This is a genomic window from Amycolatopsis sp. NPDC059027, assembly GCF_042739735.1.
Lineage (GTDB): Bacteria > Actinomycetota > Actinomycetes > Mycobacteriales > Pseudonocardiaceae > Amycolatopsis.
On record NZ_JBHYIK010000086.1, the window covers coordinates 1 to 4,706 of the forward strand.

Sequence of the window (4,706 nt, forward strand, 5' to 3'; positions counted from 1 at the left end):
CAGCTGGCACAGCGGCCACACCGGCGGAGCCGCGACGGTGAGGCCCTGGGGGACGGGATCTTCGCCGCGCAGCACCGCCGCGTGCACCCGGCGGGCTTCGGCGCCTGGTTCGACGCCGAGCTCGTCGATCAGCGTGGCGCGCAGCCCCCGGTAGACGGTGAGCGCGTCGGCCTGGCGGCCCGCGCGGTGGAGCGCGATCATCAGCTGCGCGGCGAGCCTTTCCCGCAGCGGGTGCTCGGTGATCATCGCCTGTAGTTCGCCGGTCAGCTCGCCGTGGCGGCCGGTGGACAGCTCCGCGTCGACACAGTCCTCGAACACGGCGAGCCGCTCCGACTCCAGCCGCGCGATTTCCGCGTCCAGCAAGGGAATGTGCAGCCCGGAGAGCACCGGACCCCGCCATTGGGCGAGTGCCTGCCGGAAATGCTTCGCCGCCACGGCCGGGTCACCGGTGCGCGCGGCCTCCCTGCCGAGCGCCGCCTCGGCACGGAAGGCCAGCAGGTCCAGCTCGTCCGGCCCGGCCCGCAACCGGTAGCCGCGGGCCGAATGTTCCACCCGCAGGCCCTCGATCCTGGCGCGTAGCCGGGAGACGTAGGTGTGCAGGTTCGACGTGTAGGACTTGGGTGGGCCGTCCGGCCAGAGCGCGTCGACCAGCCTGCCGGCCGGGACATGCCGATCGGCGTCGAGCAGCAGCACCGCCAGCAGGGTGCGCTGGTGTTCCCCGCGCAGCGCGGGCCAGTGCCCTGGCGGGCTTTCGATGCTGAGCGGTCCGAGCACGCCGAAGCGCATGGTCATCACCTCCCCCTCCGGTGCTGGGCGATCGAGACTAACGGTGGTCGTCCTGGGTCTTGAACCGAGCAGGGACGAAGCTAGCGGCCACCACCGACAAAAACGCGTGACCCCAGGTCAGGGCCCGATTACCCAGTGGTAACGACCCGCCGGGCGGCGGCCTCGCGCGAGACGCGCGGACGTGCCCTCTAGGCTCCAACCCGGCAAACAGGGCAGACGATATGGGGAGCGACCGTGTCAGCTGGAGGCGGGACCAAGGCGATCATCGCCGCGCTCGGCGCGAACGCGGGGATCGCGGTCGCGAAGTTCGCCGGGTTCCTGGTGACGGGCTCGTCGTCGATGCTCGCGGAGTCGGTGCACTCGCTGGCCGACACGTCGAACCAGGGACTCCTGCTGCTCGGGCAGAAGACGTCCAAGCGGCGCGCCGACGCGGAGCACCCGTTCGGTTACGGCCGGGACCGGTACTTCTACTCCTTCATCGTCGCGCTGCTGCTGTTCACCCTCGGCGCGGCTTTCGCGCTGTACGAGGGCATCCACAAGATCATCGAGCCGGAACCGCTCAGCTCGCCGGTCGTCGCGGTGGTCATCCTGCTGGTCGCGATCTGCCTCGAGGGTTACAGCTTCAAGACCGCGATCGGCGAGTCCCGCAAGATCAAGGGCAAGGCGACCTGGTGGCGGTTCATCCGCCAGGCCCGCGAGCCCGAGCTGCCGGTGGTCCTGCTCGAAGACGCGGGCGCGTTGCTGGGCCTGGTGTTCGCGCTGCTGGGCGTCGGGCTCGCGGTGCTCACCGGCGACCCGGTGTGGGACGGCGTCGGCACGGTGCTCATCGGCGTGCTGCTCGGGATCATCGCGACCATCCTCATCATCGAGATGAAGAGCCTGCTGATCGGCGAGGGCGCCACCGAGACCGAACTCGCCACCATCGTGGACGAGCTCGCGGCCGGCAAGGTCGAGCGCGTGATCCACATCCGGACCCAGTATCTCGGCCCCGACGAGCTGCTCGTCGCCGCCAAGCTCGCGCTGGTCCCCGGCCTCGACACGGCGGAGGTCGCTACCGCCATCGACGACGCCGAAGCGCGGGTGCGGGCCAAGATCCCGGTCGCCTCCCTGATCTACCTCGAACCCGACCTCGACCGGCACCTCGGCTGATGGCCGACGAGGTCGTGCCCGAGCCGGAAATGCCCCAACACCCCCTGAAAGACGACGATTAATCCCTCCTGCCAGGTGTGGAGCGGAGTCACGCGCTAGGGTGACGCACCGCGATACATGCGGTCTGAGGAGGTCAACGTTGCCCGGGACGGGTTTGTGGCGCACCAAGTCCATCGAACAGTCCATTGCGGACACCGACGAGCCGGATACCAAGCTCCGAAGAAACCTCAGTGCCTGGGACCTGACGGTGTTCGGCGTCGCGGTCGTCGTCGGCGCCGGGATCTTCACGCTCACCGCGCGTACCGCGGGTGACTTCGCGGGTCCCTCGGTCTCGGTGGCGTTCGTCATCGCCGCGATCGCCTGCGCGCTCGCCGCGTTGTGCTACGCCGAGTTCGCTTCGACCGTGCCGGTCGCGGGCAGCGCGTACACCTTCTCCTATGCCACGTTCGGCGAGTTCACGGCCTGGATCATCGGCTGGGACCTGGTGCTGGAGCTGGCCGTCGGTGCCGCCGCGGTGGCGAAGGGCTGGTCCCTGTATCTGGAAACGGTGCTCGGCTACATCTTCGGCAAGGGCACCAAGACCTCCTTCGACATCGGCGGGCTCACCGTCGACTGGGGCGCGCTGATCGTCGTCGCCGCGCTGGCCATGTTGCTCGCACTGGGCACCAAGCTGTCCTCCCGGTTCTCGATGGTGATCACCGGGATCAAGGTCGCGGTCGTGCTGTTCGTGATCGTGCTCGGCTTCTTCTACATCAAGGGCGCCAACTACCAGCCGTTCGTCCCACCGGGCACCACGGGCGGCAGCGCCGAGACCGGTGTCGACCAGTCGCTGTTCTCCCATCTCGCCGGCGGCGCCAGCAGTTCCTTCGGCGTGTTCGGCCTGCTGGCCGCGGCCTCGCTGGTGTTCTTCGCGTTCATCGGTTTCGACATCGTCGCGACCACCGCCGAGGAGACCAAGAACCCGCAGAAGTCCGTGCCCCGCGGCATCTTCGGCTCGCTGGCCATCGTCACCGTGCTGTACGTGGCGGTGTCGCTCGTGGTCGTCGGCATGGTGCCCTACACGGACCTGGCGACGTCGGCGGGCGACGGCAGCCACAAGACGCTGGCCACCGCGTTCGCTGCCAACGGCGTCGACTGGGCGGCGAACATCATCTCGGTCGGGGCGCTGGCCGGGCTGACCACGGTCGTCATGGTGCTGATGCTCGGCCAGGTGCGGATCATCTTCGCGATGTCGCGGGACGGCCTGCTGCCGCGCGGGCTGGCCAAGAGCCACCCCAAGAGCGGGACGCCGCGCCGGGCCACGATCCTGGTGGGCACGCTGGTCGCGATCGCGGCGACGTTCTTCCCGGCCGACAAGCTGGAGGAGATGGTCAACGTCGGCACGCTCTTCGCGTTCGTGCTGGTGTCGGCGGGCGTGCTGGTGCTGCGCAAGACCCGCCCGGACCTGCCGAGGGCGTTCCGGGTGCCGTGGGTGCCGGTGATCCCGGTGCTGGCGATCCTGATCTGCCTGTGGCTGATGCTGAACCTGACGGTACTGACCTGGCTGCGGTTCCTGGCCTGGATGGTGCTCGGCGTGGTCGTCTACTTCGCCTACAGCAAGCGGAACTCCCTGCTCGGCAAGCGGCTTCGCGAGCCGGGCCCGGTCGAGGTCAAGGACTGAGTTTTCGCCACGCGGACGGCCCGTCGCCCCTTCGGGGACGGCGGGCCGTCCTCTTTTAGGTGACACGGGTCACGGGTTGATAACCGGCTGGTTCCGGTTCGGGGCGCTACTCGCACTGAGGGTGAACGTGGTGACCCGTTTGCGATATACCTGCCGGGCCTTGTGTCCCTCTGTCGGGTTAATTACCTCTGAGTGATTCGTACTGAGAGTGGCTTCGTTGTCCGGCGAGGGTGCAGTGCCTCCCCGCTTGTCTTCCCCGTTCGGTACAGGAGTTCTGAATGTCAGTCATGTCCAGACGGCCGGTCCGCGCCACCCTCGGCGTCCTCGCGCTGACCACCGTCACCCTGCTCGGGACCGCGACGTCCGCGTTCGCGTGCCACACCGACGACGGCCGCGCGAAGCCCATCCCGGGCAGCGTGACGAAGTGCGAGCAGGTCAAGAAGGAACAGCTGTCCCACGAGGACGTCAGCTTCACCGGTGGCGACGGTGAGAAGTACCTGAACATCACCGCCGTCGGCGAGGGCGTGAAGGTCACCGCGATCGTCGTCGAAGGCGGTAAGGACGGCTACAACGTCTACGAGCCCGGCAAACTCGCCGACCTGCCGTGGAAGGAACTGCGGGCGCCGAAGACCGTCGACAACCGCGACGCCAAGATCGACCACTGGTTCCTGTGCGGGTCGAAGACGGACAAGCCGACCTCGTCGCCGAGCAAGCCCGCGGAGCCGACCAAGGCTCCGACCAGCTCGGCGGCCCCGACCTCGGCCGCTCCGTCCACTTCGGACACCGCGGCGCCGAGCACCACCGCTGTCCCGGCCCCCGCGATCGACGCGGGAGGGGCCAACGGCGGCGGCCTGGCGAACACCGGTTTCGACAACGGCTGGCTCATCTGGGTCGGCGCGCTGTTGCTGCTCGGCGGTGGGAGCCTGCTGACGCTGCTGAAGCTGCGTCGCCGCGCTCAGTAGTCCTGACGTGAGCTGAAGGGGACTTTCCTCGCATCGGATGCGAGGAAAGTCCCCTTCAGCGCAGGGGGGGGGACTCGCCCCAGAGGGGCGCCAGCGGACCCCCCCCCCGCGGCGGGGGTGCCCGGCCGGGGGGGGCCCCCGCCCCCGCC

Annotated in this window: 4 protein-coding genes; 3 read left to right on the forward strand and 1 reads right to left on the reverse strand. The window is 69.0% G+C overall.

Going from position 1 to position 4,706, the window contains the following annotated elements; translation table 11 throughout:
• Nucleotides 1-792 (reverse strand): BTAD domain-containing putative transcriptional regulator (locus ACFWY9_RS38790; protein WP_378341237.1); only part of this gene is annotated, 792 nt, incomplete at its 3' end.
• A gap of 228 nt (nucleotides 793-1,020) precedes the next feature.
• Here ACFWY9_RS38790 and ACFWY9_RS38795 point away from each other — a divergent pair.
• From ACFWY9_RS38795 to ACFWY9_RS38805, 3 genes are all read left to right on the forward strand, one after another.
• Nucleotides 1,021-1,935: a cation diffusion facilitator family transporter gene (locus ACFWY9_RS38795; RefSeq protein ID WP_378329320.1), complete on the forward strand. Its 915-nt coding sequence runs from the start codon at nucleotides 1,021-1,023 to the stop codon at nucleotides 1,933-1,935.
• Between the two features lie 139 nt (nucleotides 1,936-2,074).
• The gene (locus ACFWY9_RS38800; RefSeq protein ID WP_378329319.1) at nucleotides 2,075-3,595 is read left to right on the forward strand and encodes an amino acid permease; all 1,521 of its coding nucleotides are present in this window, start codon (nucleotides 2,075-2,077) and stop codon (nucleotides 3,593-3,595) included.
• Between the two features lie 278 nt (nucleotides 3,596-3,873).
• A complete protein-coding gene (locus ACFWY9_RS38805; RefSeq protein WP_378341238.1) occupies nucleotides 3,874-4,557 on the forward strand; it encodes an LPXTG cell wall anchor domain-containing protein in 684 nt (227 codons plus the stop codon).
• Nucleotides 4,558-4,706 lie beyond the last annotated feature (149 nt).

What these genes read in the sequence shown, in the direction of transcription:
- ACFWY9_RS38805 (WP_378341238.1), top strand. Translation starts at nt 3,874, where the DNA reads ATGTCAGTCATGTCCAGACGGCCGGTCCGCGCCACCCTCGGCGTCCTC.